At 59.9% G+C, this 17,491-nt stretch carries 17 protein-coding genes and 1 riboswitch; of the genes, 4 read left to right on the top strand and 13 right to left on the bottom strand.

Translation table 11 applies throughout. From position 1 onward, the window contains the following. Positions 1-341: 341 nt before the first annotated feature. From OWK27_RS04880 to moaA, 6 genes are all read right to left on the bottom strand, one after another. Positions 342-1,049, bottom strand: coding sequence for a Bax inhibitor-1 family protein (locus OWK27_RS04880; protein ID WP_148420763.1), 708 nt, complete (start codon positions 1,047-1,049; stop codon positions 342-344). 58 nt (positions 1,050-1,107) lie between these two features. Continuing rightward, entirely contained in the window at positions 1,108-1,560 is a 453-nt protein-coding gene (gene moaE, locus OWK27_RS04875; RefSeq protein ID WP_148420764.1) for a molybdopterin synthase catalytic subunit MoaE, read from the bottom strand. Between the two features lies 1 nt (position 1,561). Beyond that, positions 1,562-1,807 carry a molybdopterin synthase sulfur carrier subunit gene (gene moaD / locus OWK27_RS04870; protein WP_148420765.1) on the bottom strand — a complete coding sequence of 82 codons (246 nt, stop codon included), beginning with the start codon at positions 1,805-1,807 and terminating at the stop codon, positions 1,562-1,564. Further along, a complete protein-coding gene (moaC, locus tag OWK27_RS04865; RefSeq protein ID WP_148420766.1) occupies positions 1,800-2,285 on the bottom strand; it encodes a cyclic pyranopterin monophosphate synthase MoaC in 486 nt (161 codons plus the stop codon). Before moaC ends, moaD begins: the two co-directional genes overlap by 8 nt. Before the next feature lie 3 nt (positions 2,286-2,288). After that, positions 2,289-2,801 carry a molybdenum cofactor biosynthesis protein B gene (gene moaB, locus OWK27_RS04860; RefSeq protein ID WP_252003307.1) on the bottom strand — a complete coding sequence of 171 codons (513 nt, stop codon included), beginning with the start codon at positions 2,799-2,801 and terminating at the stop codon, positions 2,289-2,291. Between the two features lie 24 nt (positions 2,802-2,825). Then, positions 2,826-3,815, bottom strand: a complete 990-nt coding sequence (gene moaA / locus OWK27_RS04855; protein WP_267589935.1) for a GTP 3',8-cyclase MoaA — start codon at positions 3,813-3,815, stop codon at positions 2,826-2,828. Further along, positions 3,803-3,937: riboswitch (molybdenum cofactor riboswitch) on the bottom strand. (Overlaps the previous gene by 13 nt.) Before the next feature lie 227 nt (positions 3,938-4,164). Here moaA and yvcK point away from each other — a divergent pair. After that, positions 4,165-5,073: a uridine diphosphate-N-acetylglucosamine-binding protein YvcK gene (gene yvcK / locus OWK27_RS04850; RefSeq protein ID WP_148420769.1), complete on the top strand. Its 909-nt coding sequence runs from the start codon at positions 4,165-4,167 to the stop codon at positions 5,071-5,073. A gap of 62 nt (positions 5,074-5,135) precedes the next feature. On the opposite strand, the gene uvrB is transcribed toward yvcK, so the two are convergent. Beyond that, positions 5,136-7,151, bottom strand: a complete 2,016-nt coding sequence (gene uvrB, locus OWK27_RS04845) for an excinuclease ABC subunit UvrB (protein ID WP_148420770.1) — start codon at positions 7,149-7,151, stop codon at positions 5,136-5,138. Between the two features lie 751 nt (positions 7,152-7,902). On the opposite strand from uvrB, the gene OWK27_RS04840 reads away from it, so the two are divergent. Then, the gene (locus OWK27_RS04840) at positions 7,903-8,625 is read left to right on the top strand and encodes an ABC transporter ATP-binding protein (protein WP_148420771.1); all 723 of its coding nucleotides are present in this window, start codon (positions 7,903-7,905) and stop codon (positions 8,623-8,625) included. On the opposite strand, the gene bioD is transcribed toward OWK27_RS04840, so the two are convergent. Genes bioD through bioB form a run of 4 tightly spaced genes read right to left on the bottom strand, consistent with a single transcriptional unit; the run spans position 8,588 to position 12,215 of the window. Then, on the bottom strand, positions 8,588-9,289 hold the full coding sequence (gene bioD / locus OWK27_RS04835) for a dethiobiotin synthase (protein ID WP_267589934.1): 702 nt from the start codon (positions 9,287-9,289) through the stop codon (positions 8,588-8,590). The genes OWK27_RS04840 and bioD overlap by 38 nt on opposite strands. Then, positions 9,282-10,037: a malonyl-ACP O-methyltransferase BioC gene (gene bioC, locus OWK27_RS04830; protein WP_267589933.1), complete on the bottom strand. Its 756-nt coding sequence runs from the start codon at positions 10,035-10,037 to the stop codon at positions 9,282-9,284. The genes bioD and bioC overlap by 8 nt, the downstream gene beginning before the upstream one ends. Continuing rightward, positions 10,021-11,178, bottom strand: a complete 1,158-nt coding sequence (gene bioF / locus OWK27_RS04825) for an 8-amino-7-oxononanoate synthase (protein WP_267589932.1) — start codon at positions 11,176-11,178, stop codon at positions 10,021-10,023. Before bioF ends, bioC begins: the two co-directional genes overlap by 17 nt. Further along, positions 11,175-12,215 (bottom strand): biotin synthase BioB, encoded by a 1,041-nt coding sequence (gene bioB, locus OWK27_RS04820; RefSeq protein WP_267589931.1) that lies wholly within the window; start codon positions 12,213-12,215, stop codon positions 11,175-11,177. The genes bioF and bioB overlap by 4 nt, the downstream gene beginning before the upstream one ends. 86 nt (positions 12,216-12,301) lie before the next feature. Between bioB and bioA the strand changes: the two genes are divergently transcribed. Further along, the gene (gene bioA, locus OWK27_RS04815) at positions 12,302-13,591 is read left to right on the top strand and encodes an adenosylmethionine--8-amino-7-oxononanoate transaminase (protein WP_420712932.1); all 1,290 of its coding nucleotides are present in this window, start codon (positions 12,302-12,304) and stop codon (positions 13,589-13,591) included. Between the two features lie 48 nt (positions 13,592-13,639). Continuing rightward, positions 13,640-14,116 carry a kinase inhibitor gene (locus OWK27_RS04810; RefSeq protein WP_014169213.1) on the top strand — a complete coding sequence of 159 codons (477 nt, stop codon included), beginning with the start codon at positions 13,640-13,642 and terminating at the stop codon, positions 14,114-14,116. Between the two features lie 103 nt (positions 14,117-14,219). Here the strand turns inward: OWK27_RS04810 and hutH are convergent, their stop codons facing one another. Beyond that, positions 14,220-15,740, bottom strand: coding sequence for a histidine ammonia-lyase (hutH, locus tag OWK27_RS04805; protein ID WP_267589929.1), 1,521 nt, complete (start codon positions 15,738-15,740; stop codon positions 14,220-14,222). Beyond that, positions 15,737-17,425 (bottom strand): urocanate hydratase, encoded by a 1,689-nt coding sequence (gene hutU, locus OWK27_RS04800; RefSeq protein ID WP_267589928.1) that lies wholly within the window; start codon positions 17,423-17,425, stop codon positions 15,737-15,739. Before hutU ends, hutH begins: the two co-directional genes overlap by 4 nt. Between the last annotated feature and the right edge of the window lie 66 nt (positions 17,426-17,491).

Below are 17,491 nucleotides of genomic sequence, written 5' to 3'. Positions count from 1 at the left end.
TGTTTCTATAATGCTCGACTGGCCAGTCATGTAATGCTGAACCGCCGCAAGACGGATGTGAAAGGGATATCTCATAAGGACCTCCAGATTCTTTGATCTGGTGTCCAGGATATGGGGTTCAGTGCAGACTGAGCCACCCTGGCACGTTCACCGGTCATGTCGTTACAGAGTAGCAAGGAACATAACGTGAACGGAATGACCACCACCGCCGTATGTTCCCCTCACCCTAACCCTCTCCCCGGAGGGGCGAGGGGATTGCTTAGTGCTCGCATTAATTTGTGGGGAACACTCAGCCCTGTGGGAGAGGGTCAGGGTGAGGGCATCAGACAGCCCCACCCTCACTAACGACGGTTGCCAAAAATACGCAGCAGCATCAGGAACAGGTTGATAAAGTCCAGATAAAGCGTCAGCGCGCCCAGAATTGAATATTTGCGCAGGTTAGCACTGTCGCGAACGTCAATCTGTTCACCGATATTTTTTAGCTTCTGGGTGTCATAGGCGGTTAAGCCGACAAAGATGACGACACCGATATAGGTTACCGCCCACATCAGCGCTTCACTCTTCAGCCACAGGTTCACCAGCGACGCCAGCACAATCCCAATCAGCCCCATAAACAGCATGCTGCCGAAACCGCTCAGATCGCGTTTGGTGGTGTAGCCGTACAGGCTCATCACGCCAAACATTCCGCCGGTCACCACAAACGTGCTGGCGATAGAGGAGTAGGTGTAGACGATGAAGATGCTGGAAAGCGTCAGCCCGGTCAGCGCCGAGTAGAGCATAAACAGCGTGGTCGCCATCCCCGCGCTGAGCTTGTGCACCAGCCCGGAGAGGACGAACACCAGCGCCAGCTGCGCGATAATCAGCCCAAAGAAGGTGATTTTGCTGGAGAAGATGAACATCATCAGTTCAGGCGTGTTTGCCGCATACCAGGCAATAAACGCGGTAAGCAGCAGGCCGACCGTCATCCAGCCATATACCTGAGCCATGTAGGTCTGCAACCCGCTACGGGTCTGCTGTACTATCGAATCGGAACGCGGAAATCGGTCCATGATTCACTCCTGATTAAGTAAACACACACGTTAAGACTAACACATCCTCATAAACCTGTTACCAGCGGCTGGCAGCCTGCTTGTCGCTGTCGCGCGATTCTACCCAGCGCTCGCCTTCCGGCGTCGCCTCACGCTTCCAGAACGGGGCTTTGGTTTTAAGGTAGTCCATGATGAACTCCCCTGCCGCAAAGGCGCTCCCGCGGTGCGCGCTGGTGACGCCAACAAACACAATCTCTTCGCCGGGCCACATCTCACCGATGCGATGAATAACCGTAACGCGCCCCAGCGGCCAGCGGCCTCGCGCCTCTTCCACGATCGCCGCCAGCGATTTTTCGGTCATCCCCGGATAGTGCTCGAGCGTCAACGCTTTTACGCTGTCGCCGAGGTTGTGGTTACGCACTTTTCCGGTGAAGGTCACGACCGCGCCGTCTTCATCGCGCTCTGCCAGCCAGCCGTATTCGGTACCGACGCTAAAGCGTTCAGGGCCGACCAGAATTCGGGTTTCCGCCATCTTAACCCCCCGTAACCGGCGGGAAGAATGCCACTTCATCCCCTTCGGCCAGCGGGTGGCTGAACTCCACCAGCGTCTGGTTAACGGCGGCCAGCAGCTTGCCCTCGTCCAGCGCCAGCGCCCAGCGGTCGCTTTGCGCAGCCAGATGCGCGCGCAGGGCGGCGACGTTTTCAAAAGTAGCGTCCAGCGTCAGGCTGTCGGTATCCACCAGCTCGCGGACCTGGGCAAAAAAGAGCACCTTAATCATGGCTGTCCACCTTAAAATCACCGGATTTGCCGCCGCTTTTCGCCAGCAGACGCACCGGGCCAATCACCATATCCTTCTGCACCGCTTTGCACATATCGTAGATGGTCAGCGCCGCCACGGACGCTGCCGTCAGCGCCTCCATCTCCACGCCGGTCTTCCCGGTCAAGCGGCAGAGGGATTCTATACGCACGCGGTTATGCTCCGGCTGCGCCTGCAGGTTCACCTCCACCTTGCTGAGCATCAGCGGATGGCAAAGCGGGATTAAGTCCCAGGTACGTTTTGCAGCCTGAATACCGGCGATGCGGGCGGTGGCAAACACGTCGCCCTTGTGATGGCTGCCGTCGATAATCATCGCCAGCGTCTGCGGCAGCATGGTGACGAACGCTTCAGCGCGCGCCTCGCGCACCGTTTCAGCCTTGGCGGAGACATCCACCATATGCGCTTCGCCGGCGGCGTTAATGTGGGTCAGTTGTGACATAGCTTATTTCTTTAAATGGGGATGAAAATTACACGGACGGGTACGGGCATCCAGCTGCGGGGCAATAATATTCTCCCACGCGGTGCGGCAGGCCTTAGTCGAACCCGGCATGGCGAAGATCAGCGTGTTGTTCGCCACGCCCGCTACGGCGCGCGACTGAAGCGTGGAGGTGCCAATCTCTTCAAAGGAGAGCATGCGGAACACTTCACCAAAGCCTTCCACTTCGCGATCGAACAGCGGGAGCAGCGCTTCTGGCGCCTGGTCGCCTGCGGTAAAGCCGGTACCGCCGGTAATCAGCACCACCTGGACGTCATCACCCGCAATCCACTGCGAGACCTGCGCACGAATAGCGTAACGGTTCTCTTTTACGATCGCTTTATCAACAACCTGGTGTCCGGCTTCGTGTGCCGCCTCGCGCAGCCAGTGGCCGGAGGTGTCATCCTCTTCACCGCGACGATCGGAAACGGTAAGAATAGCAATGCGTGTCGGGATAAATTCTGCGCTTACCTGACTCATCTTCTGGTTCCTTCTAAAGCCTGATTACCCGCCGATATAAGACAGGTTCTGAGTGATTCCGGTATTGCCCTGATGCAGGAAATGGGTCTGCTTTTTGTGCGTCAGCGCCTCGGAAATGCGTGCTTCAAGCGCGTCCTGCTGGGCATCGTCTTCCAGCAAATCACGCAGATCGACGCCGCCATCTCCGAACAGGCAGAGGTGCAGTTTGCCCACGGAGGAGACGCGCAGGCGGTTGCAGCTGGCACAGAAGTCTTTCTCATAGGGCATGATAAGCCCGATTTCGCCTTCATAATCCGGGTGACAGAAGACCTGCGCCGGGCCATCGCTACGCTGGCGGATCTGGTGGATCCAGCCGTGCTTCAGCAGTTCATCGCGCAGCACCATGCCGGAGATGTGATGCCGGCGGAACAGCTCGCTGCCCTCTCCGGTTTCCATCAGCTCAATAAAACGCAGTTGAATACGGCGCGGTTTGATCCACGCCAGGAAGGTGTCCAGCTGATGGTGATTCACATCACGCATCAAAACGGTATTGACTTTGACCTTGTCGAAACCGGCCGTAAACGCCGCGTCAATGCCGTCCATCACCTGACGGAACTTGTCCTGGCCGGTAATGGCGTGGAACTGACGGGCGTCAAGGCTATCGACGCTGACGTTAATCGCCGTCAGGCCCGCTTCGCGCCAGTTCGCCACGTCGCGCGCCATGCGATAGCCGTTGGTGGTCACCGCAATCTGGCGGATACGCTCGTTTTCGCGCACGGCGGCAATGATGTCAGGGAAATCACGACGCAGGGAAGGTTCTCCCCCGGTCAGACGGACCTTTTCCGTACCGAGTTCAGAGAACGCACGCGTGACGCGACGCACTTCATCCACGGAGAGAAAGCCGTTATTGGTGACGCTGCCAGGCTTATAGCCGTCGGGCAGACAGTAGGTGCAACGGAAGTTACACACATCGGTAATCGACAAACGTAAGTAGAAAAACTTACGCGCGAAAGCATCAGTAAGTTGTGAAGCCATGTACACCTTTCCAGATACGGGAGGCACAGTCATTTCTTTCTGTACCCTGGTGGCAAATCCGCCACGGCCAGGGCGCCATATCTCTCGACACAGGCGCCAGGGCTAGAGTGTATGTTTTCAGTTTTGAAAACGTGGTTATGGCGATAGTAGCGTGGAAATCTCCACTGCGCCATTCTCGCTTTTCGCTATATAAATTTATACATAACGGTGTTATCGTGCATTTTCACTACAGAATACGCAAAAACAGCGCTTTCGCATTGATATACGTCATTATGGATTGTGAGAAGCATCGTCTTTTAGGGGTAGTTGCGTTACTGTGACGCAAGATAAAACAGGATAAGGAATGGGTATGCGCAATCGCACTTTTGCGGATCTGGACCGCGTGGTCGCACTTGGAGGAGGCCATGGCCTGGGTCGGGTTATGTCGTCGTTATCGTCACTTGGCTCACGCCTGACGGGCATCGTGACCACCACCGACAACGGCGGCTCCACCGGGCGGATCCGACGCGCCGAAGGCGGGATTGCCTGGGGTGACATGCGCAACTGTCTTAACCAGCTCATTACGGAGCCAAGCGTGGCCTCGGCGATGTTTGAGTACCGTTTTGGTGGGAATGGCGAACTTTCAGGCCATAACCTGGGAAATCTGATGTTAAAGGCGCTGGACCACCTGAGCGTGCGACCTCTGGAGGCAATCAACTTAATTCGTAACCTGCTCAAAGTGGATGCGTTTCTGATCCCGATGTCGGAACAGCCGGTGGATTTGATGGCGATCGATGCCGACGATCACGAGGTATACGGCGAGGTGAATATCGATCAGCTTATTCTGCCGCCAAAAGAGTTGATGACCTACCCCAGCGTACACGCAACGCGTGAAGCGGTAGAAGCGATTGGCGAAGCCGATCTTATCCTGATTGGGCCGGGAAGTTTTTATACCAGCCTGATGCCAATCCTGCTGGTAAACGAGCTGGCGCAGGCGCTGCGCAGAACGCCCGCGCCCATGGTGTATATCGGTAATTTAGGTCGCGAGCTGAGCCCGGCGGCGGCGAGCCTGTCGCTGGCGGACAAGCTTGAACTGATGGAGCAGTACGTCGGCAAAAAAATTATCGACGGTGTCGTGGTCGGGCCGAAAGTAGATGTGTCGGGAATTGGCGATCGCGTAGTGGTGCAGGAGCCGCTGGAGGCAAGCGACATAAAATACCGTCACGACCGCCACCTGCTGCGCGAGGCGCTGGAGAAGGCGATTCAGGAGCTGGGGTAGGCTCGTTTTGTGCGGCCTGATGCCCTCTCCCACAGGGAGAGGGCGAAAACACGCTGCTTTACCTAAGATGCGGCGATGAAGAGATCCCGAAGCTGATGCAGCTGGTCGCGAATCTGCGCCGCCTCTTCGAACTCCAGGTTCTGGGCGTGCTGCATCATCTGCCCTTCCAGCTCGTGGATCTTCTGCTGCAGCGCTTTCGGCGTCAGCGCGACGGTATCCTCTTCCACCACTGAACGGGCCTTGCCGCGGCCTTTCGCTTTGGTCTTCGCAATGTTCTGACCCAGCGCCAGAATATCCACCACCTTCTTGTTCAGCCCCTGCGGTGTAATGCCGTGCTCTTCGTTGTAGCGCTGCTGCTTCTCGCGACGGCGTTCCGTTTCGCCAATGGCTTTCGCCATCGACGGGGTAATTTTATCCCCGTACAGGATCGCCTTCCCGTTGACGTTACGCGCGGCGCGGCCAATGGTCTGGATCAGCGAACGCTCGGAGCGCAGGAAGCCCTCTTTGTCGGCGTCCAGAATGGCCACCAGCGAAACTTCCGGCATGTCCAGACCTTCTCGCAGAAGGTTGATCCCCACCAGCACGTCGAACTCGCCCAGACGCAGATCGCGGATAATCTCCATGCGCTCCACGGTATCGATGTCCGAGTGCAGATAACGCACCTTCTCGCCGTGCTCTTCCAGATACTCCGTCAGATCTTCCGCCATGCGCTTGGTGAGCGTGGTAACCAGCACGCGCTCGTTGATGGCGGAACGGGCTCGAATTTCCGAGAGCAGGTCGTCCACCTGGGTTGCCACCGGACGCACTTCGATAATCGGATCCAGCAGCCCGGTCGGGCGCACCACCTGGTCCACCACGTCATCACCGGATTTTTCCAGCTCGTAGTTGCCCGGCGTTGCCGATACGTAGATAGTCTGCGGGGCAAGCGCCTCAAACTCTTCAAACTTCATCGGACGGTTGTCCAGCGCTGACGGCAGACGGAACCCGTACTCCACCAGCGTCTCTTTACGCGCGCGGTCACCGCGGTACATCCCGCCGATCTGGGGGATGGTGACGTGGGATTCGTCGATCACCAGCAGGCCGTCCGCCGGAAGGTAGTCAAACAGCGTAGGCGGCGCTTCGCCCGGCCCGCGCCCGGAAAGATAGCGCGAGTAGTTTTCAATGCCGGAGCAGTATCCCAGCTCGTTCATCATCTCGAGATCGAACTGGGTACGCTGGCTCAGGCGCTGCTCTTCCAGCAGCTTGTTGTTCGCCAGCAGCACCTTGCGGCGGTCCGCCAGCTCAACCTTGATCTCTTCCATCGCCTGCACGATACGCTCGCGTGGCGTGACGTAGTGCGTTTTCGGGTAGATGGTGAAGCGCTGAATAACGGACTCGACGTGGCCGGTCAGCGGATCGAACAGCGACAGCCGTTCCACCTCTTCGTCGAACAGCTCAACGCGCAGCGCCATGTCGTCCGATTCCGCCGGGAAGATGTCGATCACCTCACCGCGCACGCGGAAGGTCCCGCGCTGAAACGCCTGGTCGTTACGGGTGTACTGCAGCTCCGCCAGACGGCGCAAAATCGCGCGCTGATCGATGATCATCCCCTGCGTCAGGTGCAGCATCATCTTGAGATAGAGATCCGGATCGCCCAGGCCGTAGATCGCCGAAACCGAGGCCACCACCACCACGTCGCGACGCTCCAGCAGCGCTTTGGTCGCCGACAGACGCATCTGCTCAATGTGTTCATTCACCGAGGCATCTTTTTCGATAAACGTGTCGGAGCTGGGAACGTAGGCTTCCGGCTGGTAATAGTCGTAGTAGGAGACGAAATACTCTACGGCGTTTTCCGGGAAGAACTCTTTCATCTCACCGTACAGCTGCGCCGCCAGCGTTTTGTTGGGCGCCAGGACCATGGTTGGCCGCTGAAGATCGGCAATGACGTTGGCAATGGTAAACGTTTTACCCGAACCGGTTACCCCAAGCAGGGTCTGGTGCGCCAGCCCGTCTTCCAGCCCCTCTTCCAGGCGGCGAATAGCCTCGGGCTGGTCCCCGGATGGACGAAAAGCAGAATTCAATTTGAACGGTTTACTCATGGGCAACGACCTGATGACGTAATAAGCGGCAGGTGAGTAATTTTACTCGTTGTGGCCAGGATTGCCAGTAAAAAACACTGGATGAAAAACCAGTAGCGTGTCAGGATATTTAGCGTAGCGGGGAGAGGTTTAGCGCGATCCCGACCAAAATTTTATATCAGACAAAATAAAACACCACGCTTTGGGGGTTATCCCCAGAACTATTACTTTTTTAACATTTGTCAAGGGACGATATGAAAGTTTTGTGGCAACCCGTCGTGGTGCGGTGCCGGGAATTGCATTTATCTAATTCATTAATAAACAACGATTATTTCATCAAGCCGCGTTTCGCATCAATTTGGGCGTAACCCGCGTATTCTCTCGCTTATCGCGTGTTTTCTAACTCTAATGCACAAGGTTATCCACAGGAATAGTGGATAACTGCCTCCAGCCCGTATGGCGCGTACTTCAGCAAATTCCCGGTTTTTCCCACGAAGCGGCGGTAAAAAATTTTTATCACTCTTTTTTGCCTGGAAAGCGCTCAATTTTTCATAAGCAGTCGGTGAGATCTTAATCACATTTCCGTCATTTTTCCCTGCACCACAATTCAACATGTTCGGCACCGGGAGCGTGCATTTGAAGCAGCCGTATAACTTTTAAGCAGTGTGTTATTCCTAAAAACGGCCTTTTTTTAATCATTATTCAGCTTCTGGCAGGCGTTTTGCAGACATCAACCTGAGCCTTACACCCACACATTTTTAAGGAGAGAAAGATGTTGAGTCTGCGTGCTGTAAATCAGTTTTACGGAAGCCAACATACGCTATGGAACGTGAATGTCGACTTTCCGCAAGGGATCTGTACAGGCATCGTTGGCCTGCCCGGCATGGGCAAATCCACGCTCATGAACTGCATTACCGGAAAAGTGCCCGTCGAGAGCGGCACCATCATCTGGCATGAAGCCGGTGCGCCGCCGCGTAATTTGCTCAGCCCGTCGGCAGAACCCCCTGCGCCGCCAACGATAGGCTACGTCCCGCAGGATCGGCGGATATTTTCCCAGCTGACCATTGATGAAAACCTGCATATCGCCATGCGGGCGACGGGGAAACCCGATCCTGCCGCAAAAAGCGAGGCGTATGATCTGTTCCCGGAGCTGTATCCGCTGCGCCAGGTCCGCGCCGCTACGCTTTCGCCTGACGATCAGTATCGGCTGGCCCTGGCCAGCGCGCTGGTTAACCGCCCGCGGGTGCTGATCCTGGATGAGCCCATGCATGGCGCCGGGCAGAGTTTCGCCCACAGGCTGGGACAGCTGCTGGTGCGGCTGAATCGGGAGCTGGGAATGACGGTGCTGTTAGCGGAGCAGCAGCTATCGTTTATCCGCCGGGTGGCGGACCGTTTCTGCATGCTCTATCGCGGGCGTAACGTGGCGCAGGGCCACGTTAACGAGCTGAATGACGAGCTTATTGCACACTGGATGGCGCGGGACGTAAGGCGCTGAGATTGAGATACTGCCCGGTTTCCGCCTGCTCTGCACCGTCGGCAAGCCACGGGATCTCCCCCAGGAACGGCGCTGGCAGCATCCGCTTCAGCGTCGCCAGATACTCAGCATGGCGCTTACCCGGCGCAACCACGTCATTGGCTATCCAGCCTGCCAGCGGCAGCCCGGCCTGCCGTACGGCCTGAGCGGTCAGCATGGCGTGGTTAATACACCCAAGCTTCACGCCGACCACCAGAATCACCGGGAGCCGTTCGGCCTGCACCCAGTCGGCAAACGTCTGCTGTTCCGAAAGCGGGGTAAACCAGCCGCCGGCCCCTTCCACCAGCACCCAGTCGGCCTGACTTTCAAGCGCGCGCAGGCCGGATGAGAGCACGGCGAACTCAATCGGACGGCCTTCATCAGCACTTACGATGTGCGGCGAGGTTGGCTCGGCGAAGGTGTAGGGATTTACCGCAGAATAGGCCAGGCTGAGGCTGCCGTTACGCTGTAGCGCCAGCGCGTCGGTATTGCGTAACCCCTCCGGCGTCATCTCGCTGCCGGAGGCCACGGGCTTATATCCGGCGGCCTTTTTCCCCAGCCGTTTCGCCGCCTGCAGCAGCGCGGCGCTGGCAACCGTTTTTCCGACTTCGGTGTCCGTGCCGGTAACAAAATAACGTTCAGTCACGTTCAATAATCCCATGAAAAAGATGATAAGAGAGCGGGAACTGGCCCCGCGCCTGCGGCCAGGCCAGCTCCAGACGCTGTAGCTGACCGCGGGTGAGCGGCTTCTTCTCCCGCCCGGCGTGCAGGTGCGTGGCGCCAATGCCCTTAAGAGAGCGCATGGCGCTTAACGCATCGCTAAATTCGAGGGTGACGGTCTGGGCCACGCCGCGATAGCGCCAGCCGTCCAGCGCCTGGATGACCTGCCCGTGGGAGAGAAACCGGTTGGCGTGCGGCTGCGCATCCACCGCCCTCCACGCCTGATTCAGCTCCGGCAGCGAACTTTCCAGCAGGGTGGTAAACGCCACCGTCCCGCCGGGCCGCGCCACGCGGTACAGCTCGCACAGCGCCTGCGGCAGGCTGGTGCACCACTGCACCGCCAGATGGCTCCAGACCAGGTCGAACCGGGCGTCCGCCAGCGGAATGGACTCGATATCGGCCACCAGATAATGGTCCGCCGACTGCTGCTGACGGGCTTCTTCCAGCATTCGCGAGGACAGATCCAGCGCCGTAACGTGGCTGCCGTTTTCGCGCCAGTAGCGGCTGTTGCTTCCCGGCCCGCAGCCCGCGTCCAGCACCTGCGCAAACCGTTTGTCGCCGAGCGCGGAGAGCAGCCCGCGCGCGCTCAGGCGCTGCAGCTCATCGTGCTGTGAATAGCTTTGCGCAGCCCGGCCAAACGCCGCGGCAACAGCCTGCTTATTGACGGAAGACATGCAGAGCCTCCAGAAGGGCGTCGATATCCCCGGCTTCGTGCGCTGCCGTGAGCGTCAGACGCAAACGCGCGGTGCCCGGCGGAACGGTAGGCGGACGGATAGCCGTCACCCACATTCCGCTTTCCCGCAGCGCCTGTGCCAGCGCCAGCGCCCGGTGGTTTTCGCCCACGATAAGAGGCTGAATGGCGCTTTGTGAATCGGTCAGGCGGAACGGGAGCTCGCAAATGCCCCGGCGAAAACGCTGAATATGTTCAGCCAGGCGCGCACGGCGTTCAGCCCCCTCTTCGCCGCGGATCACGGACAGTGACGCGCAAAGCGCCACGGCCTGCGCCGGGGGCATGCTGGTGCTGTAGATCAGGTGCCGGGCGAACTGGACCAGGTAATCGGCCACCGGCTCGCTGCACAGCACCGCGGCGCCGCTAACGCCAAACCCTTTTCCGAAGGTAACCACCAGCAGCTCCGGCCTGACGCGCTGCCGGTACGCGCTTCCGCGCCCCTCCTCGCCGACGACGCCAGTGCCGTGGGCATCGTCAACCATCAGCCAGGCATTATGCCGTTTTGCGGCCTCGTGCAGGGCGGCGAGCGGCGCGCTGTCGCCATCCATGCTGAATATCCCTTCCGTCACCGCCAGCTGGAGACCTGTACCGTTTTTTTCCAGCAGGGCGTTCAGCTGAGCGACATCGTTATGGGCAAAACGCCGCAGCTGCGCCGGGCTGAGATGTGCTGCTTCGAGCAGCGAGGCGTGGCTCAGGCGGTCTGCGACAATGCGGTCCTCTTTGCCCATCAGGGCGGCAATTACCGCCTGATTGGCGGCAAAACCGGAGATAAACAGCAGCGCGCGCGGATAGCCCAGCCAGTCGGCCAGCGCCTCCTCCAGCGCCTGATGCGCGGCGGTGTAGCCGCTGACGTGCCCGGAGCCGCCGCTGCCCACGCCGTATCGTTCCGCGCCCTGCTGCCAGGCGCGAACGACCTGCGGGTGCTGGCTCAGGCCAAGATAGTCGTTGCTGGAGAAATTGCAGAACCGCTGGCCTTCCCGGGTGAGAAATCGGCCTGCGCCGTGTTCCACCACCCCGCGTACCCGAAACGCATCCGCCGCCCGACGCTCGTCGAGCGCGGTACTGATGCGCGCCTGCCAGGTCATACGGCTGCCGCGTTGTAGAACCGATCGGTGTCGGCGTTGAAAATCTGCTGCTCCAGCTGCTGCTGTTGCTCGATATCTCCCGCCTGCACCCCGGTCTGGTGCGGGTTCAGCCCCAGCTTGCGGAACAGCTGAACGTCTTTGTCCTCTTCCGGGTTCGGCGTGGTCAGCAGCTTGCAGCCGTAGAAAATGGAGTTGGCCCCGGCCATAAAGCACATCGCCTGGGTTTGCTCGCTCATCTGCTCGCGACCGGCAGAGAGGCGAACGTAAGAGGTCGGCATCATGATGCGCGCCACCGCGATGGTGCGGATAAAATCAAACGCATCCACGTCGTCGTTATCCGCCAGCGGCGTGCCTTTCACCTTCACCAGCATGTTGATTGGCACGCTTTCCGGCGGGGTCGGCAGGTTCGCCAGCTGTAACAGCAGGCCGGCACGATCCCTCACCGTCTCGCCCAGGCCCACGATACCGCCGGAACAGACCTTGATCCCCGCGTCACGCACCTTATCCAGCGTGTCCAGACGCTCCTGATAGGTGCGCGTGGTGATGATGTTGCCGTAGAACTCCGGCGAGGTGTCGAGGTTGTGGTTGTAATAATCCAGCCCCGCCGCCGACAGACGCTGCGCCTGCTCGTCGTTCAGCGTGCCGAGCGTCATGCAGGCTTCGAGCCCCATCTCCTTCACGCCCTTTACCATCTGCTCCAGATACGGCATGTCGCGATCGCTGGGGTTTTTCCACGCCGCCCCCATGCAGAAACGGGTCGAGCCGGCGTTTTTCGCCTTACGCGCGGAGTCGAGCACCTGCTCCACCTCCATCAGGCGCTCGGATTCAAGTCCGGTTTTATAGCGCGCGCTTTGCGGGCAATATTTGCAGTCTTCCGGGCAGGCACCGGTTTTGATCGACAGCAGCGTGCTGACCTGAACATGGCGAGGGTCGAAGTGCTGACGGTGCACCTGCTGCGCTTCAAACATCAGCTCCAGGAAAGGTTTATTGAATAATTCAGTGACTTGCGACATCGTCCAGCGTGCGTGGTGAGCCATCGGGCTTCTCCAAAGGGTTTTGTTAATTGTCGGTTCGGTTTATACTTGTAAACCTAAAACTTTTCAAAATGGTTTACAAGTCGATTATGACCCAGGACGATCTCGCCTTCGACAGACAGCATATCTGGCACCCTTACACCTCAACGACCCGTCCCCTTCCCGTCTATCCAGTGGCCTCCGCCCACGGATGCGAGCTGCATCTCGCCAGCGGCGAGCGGCTTGTGGACGGAATGTCCTCCTGGTGGGCAGCGATCCATGGCTATAACCATCCGCGGCTGAACGCGGCGATGAAGTCCCAGATTGACCGGATGTCACACGTGATGTTTGGCGGGATCGCCCATCAGCCTGCGGTCGATCTGTGCCGCCGTCTGGTAGCGATGACTCCCGACGCGCTGGAGTGCGTGTTTCTTGCCGACTCCGGCTCGGTGGCCGTGGAGGTGGCAATGAAAATGGCGTTGCAGTACTGGCATGCGAAAGGCGAAACGCGCCAGCGATTCCTCACCTTCCGTAACGGCTATCACGGCGACACCTTTGGCGCGATGTCGGTGTGCGATCCGGACAACTCCATGCACAGCCTTTGGAAAGGCTATCTGCCGGAAAACCTCTTTGCTCCGGCTCCGCAGAGCCGCTTCGACGGCGAATGGGACGAGATGGACATGGTGGGCTTTGCGCGGCTGATGGCGGCCCATCGCCATGAGATTGCTGCCGTGATTCTCGAGCCGATTGTGCAGGGCGCGGGCGGAATGCGGATGTACCACCCCGAGTGGCTGAAGCGCATTCGAAAAATGTGCGACCGCGAGGGCATTCTGCTGATAGCCGATGAGATCGCAACCGGCTTTGGCCGCACCGGGAAGCTTTTCGCCTGCGAGCATGCGGGGATTGCGCCGGATATTCTGTGCCTGGGCAAAGCGTTGACCGGCGGCACCATGACGCTCTCCGCCACGCTTACCACACGCCACGTTGCCGACACCATCAGCGACGGCGAAGCGGGCTGTTTTATGCACGGCCCAACGTTTATGGGCAACCCGCTGGCCTGCGCGGTGGCAAGCGAAAGCCTCGCCATTCTGGAGAGCGGCGAATGGCAGGCGCAGGTGGCGGCGATTGAGGCGCAGCTGAAACAGGCGCTGAGCGCGGCGGCGGATGCGCCATACGTGGCGGACGTCCGCGTGCTGGGCGCCATCGGCGTGGTCGAAACGACGCATCCGGTTAACATGGCCGCGTTGCAGCGTTTCTTCGTTGACCAGGGCGTGTGGGTGCGGCCGTTCGGTAAGCTGATCTACCTGATGCCGCCGTACAGCATATCGCAGGAGCAGTTACGCAAGCTCACGTCGGCGGTGGTTAAAGCCGTGACTATTCCGGCGCATTTCACGATTTAACCCTATGGGTTACACTTTGTGAACGAGTGACTCACGAGGGTAAACCGTATGAAAATCATCAGCAAAGACTTACGCGACGGCGAAAAGCTGCCGGAACGACACGTGTTTAACGGGATGGGCTATCAGGGAGATAATATCTCTCCCCACCTGGCGTGGGACGATGTGCCCGCCGGAACCAAAAGCTTTGTCGTGACCTGCTACGATCCGGACGCCCCGACCGGCTCCGGCTGGTGGCACTGGATTGTGGCAAACCTGCCTGCGGATACGCGCGTGCTGCCGCAGGGTTCCGGCTCCGACCTGGTTGCCCTCCCTGAAGGTGCAATACAGACGCGCACTGATTTTGGCAAAGCGGGCTACGGCGGCGCGGCGCCGCCAAAAGGGGAAACCCACCGCTATATCTTCACGGTGCACGCGCTGGACGTGGATAAGATTGAGGTCGACGAAGGGGCAAGCGGCGCGATGGTGGGCTTTAACGTGCATTTCCATTCGCTCGGGAGCGCATCGATTACGGCGATGTATTCGTAATCGTGCGGTCTGATGGCCCCTCACCCCAGCCCTCTCCCCAAAGGGGAGAGGGAACTTGAACACCCTCTCCCCTTTGGGGAGAGGGCCGGGGTGAGGGGAAACATCACAGCACCGGCGGCAGCAACCCCACCAGCCGTCCTTCTTCCAGAAGCTGCGTCGCCTTATCAATATCCGGGGCAAAGAAGCGATCGTCATCGTAGTGCGTAACGTGCTCGCGCAGCGCATGACGCGCCTGCTCCAGCAGCGGGCTGGACGTCAGCCCTTCGCGCAGATCGATGCCCTGACACGCCGCCAGCCACTCTACCGCCAGCACGCCGCGGGTGTTGGCGGCCATCTCCCACAGGCGACGCCCGGCAGCCGGGGCCATCGAGACGTGATCCTCCTGGTTTGCGGAGGTGGGCAGGCTGTCCACGCTGTGCGGATGCGACAGCGCTTTGTTCTCGCTCGCCAGCGCCGCGGCGGTCACCTGGGCGATCATAAAGCCCGAGTTTACGCCGCCGTTGCGCACCAGGAACGGCGGCAGCTGGGACATATGCTTATCCATCATCAGCGCAATGCGGCGCTCGGACAGCGCGCCCACTTCGGCAACCGCCAGCGCAATATTATCCGCCGCCATCGCCACGGGTTCGGCGTGGAAGTTGCCCCCGGACACCACCTCATTTTCCTGCGCAAACACCAGCGGGTTATCGGACACCGCGTTGGCTTCCACCAGCAGCACCTCTGCCGCCTGACGCAGCTGCGTCAGGCACGCGCCCATCACCTGCGGCTGACAGCGCAGGGAATACGGATCCTGCACCTTCTCACAGTTGTGGTGTGAATCGGCAATGGCGCTGGTGTCGGTGAGCAGATGCCGGTACATCGCGGCGGCGTCAATCTGGCCGCGCTGGCCGCGCACCTCGTGAATACGCGCGTCGAACGGCCGACGCGAGCCGAGCACCGCCTCGGTGGTCAGCGCGCCGCAGACCACCGCCGACGCAAACAGATCTTCCGCTTCAAACAGGCCGCGCAGCGCGAAAGCCGTCGATGCCTGAGTGCCGTTGAGCAGTGCCAGCCCCTCTTTTGCCGCGAGGGTGACTGGCGCCAGCCCGGCTTTCTTCAGCGCCTCTCTGGCAGGCAGCCACTCCCCCTGCCAGCGGGCCTGGCCCTCGCCCAGCAGCAGCAGGGACATATGCGCCAGCGGCGCCAGATCGCCCGATGCACCGACGGAGCCTTTTGCCGGGATCCACGGATAAACTTCTGCATTCACCAGCGCCATCAGCGCCTGGATCACGCTCAGACGAATGCCGGAAAAACCGCGCGCCAGGCTGTTGATTTTCAACACCATCATCAGGCGGACAATATCGTCGTCCAGCGGCTGGCCAACGCCCGCCGCGTGAGAAAGCACCAGCGAACGCTGTAAATTCTCCAGATCGTGCGTGGCAATGCGGGTCTGGGCCAGCAGGCCAAAACCGGTGTTGATGCCGTAAGCGGTGCGCCCTTCAGCCACGATGGCCTCGACGCACGCCACGCTGTCGTTAATCGCACGGTGGGCGCTTTCATCAAGCGTGAGCGTGACCGGCTGGCGCCAGACGCGACGCAGCTGTTTGAGCGTCAGCGAGCCGGGAGTAACAGTTAAGGCGTTCATGCAGGCTTTCCTTGTGTGGCGGTAATCATCGGCAGGTTCAGTCCCTGCTCTCTGGCACAGTCAATGGCAATCTCGTAACCCGCATCCGCATGGCGCATTACGCCCGTCGCCGGGTCGTTGTGCAGCACGCGGGCAATGCGCGCGGCGGCTTCATCCGTTCCGTCACAGACGATGACCATCCCGGAGTGCTGGGAGAAGCCCATCCCGACGCCGCCGCCGTGGTGGAGAGACACCCAGGTTGCGCCGCTGGCGGTATTGAGTAGGGCATTCAGCAGCGGCCAGTCGGAGACCGCATCGGAGCCGTCGCGCATGGCTTCGGTTTCACGGTTCGGGCTGGCGACGGAGCCGGAGTCCAGGTGGTCGCGACCAATCACGATCGGCGCGGAGACTTCGCCGCTGCGCACCATTTCGTTAAAGGCCAGGCCGAGCTTTTGCCGCCACTCCAGCCCTACCCAGCAGATGCGCGCCGGCAAGCCCTGAAAGCTGATGCGTTCGCGGGCCATGTCCAGCCAGCGGTGCAGATGCTCGTCGTCGGCGACAATCTCCTTCACTTTGGCGTCGGTTTTGTAGATATCCTCCGGATCGCCGGACAGGGCAACCCAGCGGAACGGCCCTATGCCGCGGCAGAACAGCGGACGAATATAGGCAGGCACGAAGCCGGGGAAGTCAAAGGCGTTGCTGACGCCCATCTCTTTTGCCATCTGGCGGATGTTGTTGCCGTAATCAAAGACCGGAATGCCCATCCTGCTGAAGGCGAGCATCGCGGATACGTGTTCCGCCATCGAACGCTTGGCCGCCAGCACCGTGCCCTCCGGATCGGAATCCGCGTTTTGCTGGTACGTTTCCCAGCTCCAGCCTTTAGGCAGATAGCCGTGCAGCGGATCGTGGGCGCTGGTCTGGTCGGTAACGAGATCCGGGCGCACGCCGCGCGCCACCAGCTCCGGCAGAATATCCGCCGCGTTGCCGCACAGGGCAACCGACACCGCTTTGCCTTCGGCGGTGTAGCGCTTAATTCGCGCCAGGGCGTCGTCAAGGTCGGTGGCCTGCTCGTCCACGTAGCGGGTGCGCAGACGGAAGTCGATGCGGCTCTGCTGGCATTCGATGTTCAGCGAGCAGGCTCCCGCCAGCGTTGCGGCCAGCGGCTGCGCGCCGCCCATGCCGCCCAGACCGGCGGTGAGCACCCAGCGGCCCTTCAGCGAGCCGCTATAGTGCTGGCGGCCTGCCTCCACGAAGGTTTCGTAGGTGCCCTGCACGATGCCCTGGCTGCCAATGTAGATCCAGCTGCCGGCGGTCATCTGGCCGTACATTGCCAGCCCCTTAGCGTCCAGCTCGTTGAAGTGCTCCCACGTCGCCCAGTGCGGCACCAGGTTGGAGTTGGCAATCAGCACGCGGGGCGCATTTTTGTGGGTTTTGAATACGCCGACCGGCTTGCCGGACTGCACCAGCAGGGTTTCGTCGTTTTCCAGATTCGTTAAAGACTCAACAATGGCGTCATAGCACGCCCAGTTGCGCGCGGCGCGGCCAATGCCGCCGTAAACCACCAGCTCGTGGGGGTTTTCTGCCACCTCAGGATCGAGGTTGTTCATCAACATGCGCAGCGGTGCTTCGGTGAGCCAGCTTTTTGCAGTGAGGGTGGTGCCGCGCGCGGCGCGGACATCCTGCTTGCGGTATTTATCTGACGACATTGTGTGTTCCTTATAAGGGACAGGTGATGCATTTAGATATACTTGTATAGACAAGCACACACAAGG

The sequence above is a fragment of the Enterobacter cloacae complex sp. 2022EL-00788 genome (assembly GCF_026627565.1).
Classification (GTDB): Bacteria; Pseudomonadota; Gammaproteobacteria; order Enterobacterales; family Enterobacteriaceae; genus Enterobacter; species Enterobacter pasteurii.
The sequence above is the reverse complement of the archived record's forward strand: the minus strand, read 5'-3'. Positions and strand labels throughout refer to the sequence as shown.

Excerpts from the sequence above, each read along its gene's own strand:
- OWK27_RS04810 (WP_014169213.1), top strand. The coding sequence starts at position 13,640 with ATGAAAATCATCAGCAAAGACTTACGCGACGGCGAAAAGCTGCCGGAA.
- hutU (WP_267589928.1), bottom strand. The coding sequence starts at position 17,425 with ATGTCGTCAGATAAATACCGCAAGCAGGATGTCCGCGCCGCGCGCGGC.
- bioA (WP_420712932.1), top strand. The coding sequence starts at position 12,302 with ATGACCCAGGACGATCTCGCCTTCGACAGACAGCATATCTGGCACCCT.
- OWK27_RS04840 (WP_148420771.1), top strand. The coding sequence starts at position 7,903 with ATGTTGAGTCTGCGTGCTGTAAATCAGTTTTACGGAAGCCAACATACG.
- moaD (WP_148420765.1), bottom strand. The coding sequence starts at position 1,807 with ATGATTAAGGTGCTCTTTTTTGCCCAGGTCCGCGAGCTGGTGGATACC.
- bioB (WP_267589931.1), bottom strand. The coding sequence starts at position 12,215 with ATGGCTCACCACGCACGCTGGACGATGTCGCAAGTCACTGAATTATTC.
- bioF (WP_267589932.1), bottom strand. The coding sequence starts at position 11,178 with ATGACCTGGCAGGCGCGCATCAGTACCGCGCTCGACGAGCGTCGGGCG.
- moaC (WP_148420766.1), bottom strand. The coding sequence starts at position 2,285 with ATGTCACAACTGACCCACATTAACGCCGCCGGCGAAGCGCATATGGTG.
- moaB (WP_252003307.1), bottom strand. The coding sequence starts at position 2,801 with ATGAGTCAGGTAAGCGCAGAATTTATCCCGACACGCATTGCTATTCTT.
- OWK27_RS04880 (WP_148420763.1), bottom strand. The coding sequence starts at position 1,049 with ATGGACCGATTTCCGCGTTCCGATTCGATAGTACAGCAGACCCGTAGC.
- moaE (WP_148420764.1), bottom strand. The coding sequence starts at position 1,560 with ATGGCGGAAACCCGAATTCTGGTCGGCCCTGAACGCTTTAGCGTCGGT.
- moaA (WP_267589935.1), bottom strand. The coding sequence starts at position 3,815 with ATGGCTTCACAACTTACTGATGCTTTCGCGCGTAAGTTTTTCTACTTA.
- bioC (WP_267589933.1), bottom strand. The coding sequence starts at position 10,037 with ATGTCTTCCGTCAATAAGCAGGCTGTTGCCGCGGCGTTTGGCCGGGCT.
- uvrB (WP_148420770.1), bottom strand. The coding sequence starts at position 7,151 with ATGAGTAAACCGTTCAAATTGAATTCTGCTTTTCGTCCATCCGGGGAC.
- hutH (WP_267589929.1), bottom strand. The coding sequence starts at position 15,740 with ATGAACGCCTTAACTGTTACTCCCGGCTCGCTGACGCTCAAACAGCTG.
- yvcK (WP_148420769.1), top strand. The coding sequence starts at position 4,165 with ATGCGCAATCGCACTTTTGCGGATCTGGACCGCGTGGTCGCACTTGGA.